Source organism: Rhodococcus sp. NPDC059968, assembly GCF_042738615.1.
Classification (GTDB): Bacteria; Actinomycetota; Actinomycetes; order Mycobacteriales; family Mycobacteriaceae; genus Rhodococcus_F.
In genome coordinates this window covers 1-3,045 of sequence record NZ_JBHWUE010000233.1, presented here as the reverse complement: position 1 = coordinate 3,045, position 3,045 = coordinate 1, and the positions used below count along the sequence as shown (strand labels likewise).

The window sequence follows — 3,045 nt, the reverse complement described above, 5'->3', positions numbered from 1 at the left end:
GCCATATATAGGTAATACACTCTCCGGTCGCGTTTGCCCAGCTCAACACGCACGACGCGACACGAAAACTCGGCTACCTAGGAAACTCACGCTAGTGGAAATCAAACCGAACGAACCGCACAACGCGGATCGTCTCCGCTGAACTGACACGAGGGATTTCTTTCGCCAGACAATTGGACGTATGTCCGCCGAGTCCTTCTCCCGTGCGTCGGCGATCGTGCATGTGCGCACCCTTGCCCGATGGACTCCACTTGGTCGTGGGCACCGGATGACGCTGCACTTCCACCCTGACGGGGACTGGCCGGACTGACCCGCAAGGTCTCGGTGAAAGAGTTGCGCAAGGAACTCGGCAACGACGGACTGCGCCAGGCTGCGATCGATGCGGCGCGCGGGGCGAACGGATTCCGGTGTGGTGTAGACCATGTGGGCGGGATGGCGTCTGGCGACGATTTCGGCGGTCTCGAACTCGGGCTCCTGGAACGCCACGTGCCTCGTTTCTCTCGACTCCAAACCTATGAGTGTCCGCAGTGGATCTGCTCGTGCCACTGACGACCGGTCAGCGAATGGACACCGTGTACGTCGGAGACCGCGGTTTCGACGCCATCCCGGGGCTCAGTCACGCACTGTCCGCGCCGCCACTCAAGGTGTCGGTTCACGCGCACCTGCACAGCGGAGACACCCTGAGATTTTCACGCGCTCGTCCCTGACCTCGAGGCAGATATCGGCGATCTGTGCTCGCTGCTCACGATCGTTCATGAGCACCAGCTGCGGCTGACCCGGTGGAAGCTCTATACTGCGCAGAGCGGAACGCGCCGGGACGCCGCGCGAGCGTTGTACGTCCTTGTCGCGATGTCGATCGGCAGCAACGGATCGAGGGGTTGACCATGCAGCCCGCGCGTCTGGGTGCGCTGATTCGCGCTCACGTACTCGAGCCCTGAACGGTTGCCCATCCCAGTTGCGATGGATTCGGATGCTGTGGCGATCGCGGCGTCGACCCAGTACTTCGGCCTCCCACACCTGGGGAGGGACGGCGCATTTCGGCGCATCGGGACCGGGGGTGTGCCCAGGCGAATGAAGCGGTGGTCCCCTGGCCGGATGGCGCCCGATTCGCCAAGCCCTATCGGCGCGGCACTGGGCGGCGGGCCTGCAACGTCGGCTCGAAACCACTGCCACCGTGGTTCGGGAGGTGCTGTCAAGTTGTTGAGATCCGCTGGTCTGGGATGATTTGCTGGTGTCGTCGACGTACAAGGACTACCGATTCCCGCGCGAGATCATCTCCCACTGCGTGTGGCTGTACCCACCGGTTTCCCCTTTCGTTCCGGGAGATCGAATTGCTCATGGCCGACCGTTGGGGTCGAGGTGACCTATGAGACGATCCGGAAGTGGTGCGCCCGGTTCGGGCCCGAGTACGCCCGTCGGCTGCGCCGACATCAGCCGCAGACTGGCGACAAATGGCACCTCGACGAAGTGTTCGTCAAGATCCGCGGGGTGCGAAAATACTAGTGGCGGGCGGTGGACCAGCACGGGAATGTCCTCGACATCCTGATCCAATCCAAGCGGGACGGTAAGGCCGCAACCAGGTTCTTCCGGAAACTTCTGACGAAACAAGACCACCCGCCGCGGGTGCTGATCACCGACAAACTCGCCTCTTACCAGGTCGCGCACCGGAAGATGATGTCGACAACTGAGCACCGACAAAACAAATATTTGAATAATCGGTGCGAGAACTCCCATCAACCGACCCGGCAACGCGAACGCGCCATGAAAGGGTTCAGGTCCGTCGGCTCAGCGCAACGGCTTTTGTCCTCGTTCAGCCGTATCTCCCCGCACTTCCGACCGCCCCGTCACCGTATGAACGCCACCGACCACCGCACCGAACTAGCCGCACGATTCCAGGTGTGGGATCAGGTCACCGAACTGACCTTCGCTGCCTGAATACCGCTCGGCGTGATGGCCTACTGCGCTCGGAAACTGCTGCACACCAAGCAACTTGACAGCACCAACTGTGGTTCCCCGTAGTCGGTGAAGAGGATGTTTGCGGGTTTGACATCGCGGTGTAGGACATCGAGATGGTGGGCGGTTTCGAGGGCTCCGGCCATCTTCACACCGAGCGTCAGCGCATCCGGCCAGGCTAGCGGCCCGTTGCGGCGTAACTGTGCATCGAGGGAATCCAGCCGGTGGTAGGGCATCACAATGTAGGGCGAGCCATCGCCAGTAGAACCTACTTGCAGGATTTCGGCGATGTTCGGGTGCCCGGATAGTCGACCCATCGCCCGCTGTTCCCTCCAGAAACGCTGCAAGTTGTCTGGGTCGAGACTCAAAGTCAGAACCTTCACCGCAACCGTGCGCTCAAGAGACGATTGCCGGCAGCGGAAGACGACACCGAAGCCTCCGTGACCGATCTCGTGTGGATCATCGAATCCGGCCGCCCTGAGCTCAGCGACCAACGCACCGGATAGGTCGTCGCGTGTCGCGCGGGGGCGGTTGCGTTCGACCATCGACCAACTCAATTCGCTAGATCCTCGGGTGCCGTACGGCTCGCACTGACTCCGATGAATCTCTGAGAATTACCCTACCGGCAAGGACCTGCGCCCCGCCCGATACTTTTCGGTGCATCCGACCCGCCACGAAACCGCTCCGTCGAAGAAGCGTGGAGCTGACGAAGTGTTGCGCCCCGACTCTGGTGGAGGCTTTTCATCACACGGAAGGACGAAAGTCGTGGTTGCACCGAAGAAGTACCCGGACGAGTTGCGGGAACGGGCGACGAGGATGGCGATCGAGGCGAGGCAGGACCCAACAGCCAGCTATGGCGCGACTAAGGGCTTGTGATGAATTAATCTAGCTCGGTTCGGGCGTGTCGTCGGGTGCGGGGTGGAGTGTGTAGTTCCACTCGCCGTGGAACTCGTGGCGCGTCAGGATGCCGTGGGTTTCAAGGGCTTTCATCTCCTTGTCGGGGATCTTGACACCCTTCGGATACTCGGCCTGGTCGAGTTCGGCGCGGACGGTCAGTCCGGTGCTGGTGGTGGTCGCGGCGATGGTCTCGAC

At 61.7% G+C, this 3,045-nt stretch carries 3 pseudogenes; 1 reads left to right on the top strand and 2 read right to left on the bottom strand.

Going from position 1 to position 3,045, the window contains the following annotated elements:
* Positions 1 to 1,228 precede the first annotated feature (1,228 nt).
* A pseudogene (locus tag ACFWAY_RS53340) lies at positions 1,229 to 1,935 on the top strand (IS6 family transposase).
* A 65-nt stretch (positions 1,936 to 2,000) separates the two neighbouring features.
* Here the strand turns inward: ACFWAY_RS53340 and ACFWAY_RS53335 are convergent.
* A pseudogene (locus ACFWAY_RS53335) lies at positions 2,001 to 2,498 on the bottom strand (serine/threonine-protein kinase); the annotation flags it as partial.
* A 340-nt stretch (positions 2,499 to 2,838) separates the two neighbouring features.
* Positions 2,839 to 3,045, bottom strand: a pseudogene (locus ACFWAY_RS53330) (ISAzo13 family transposase); the annotation flags it as partial.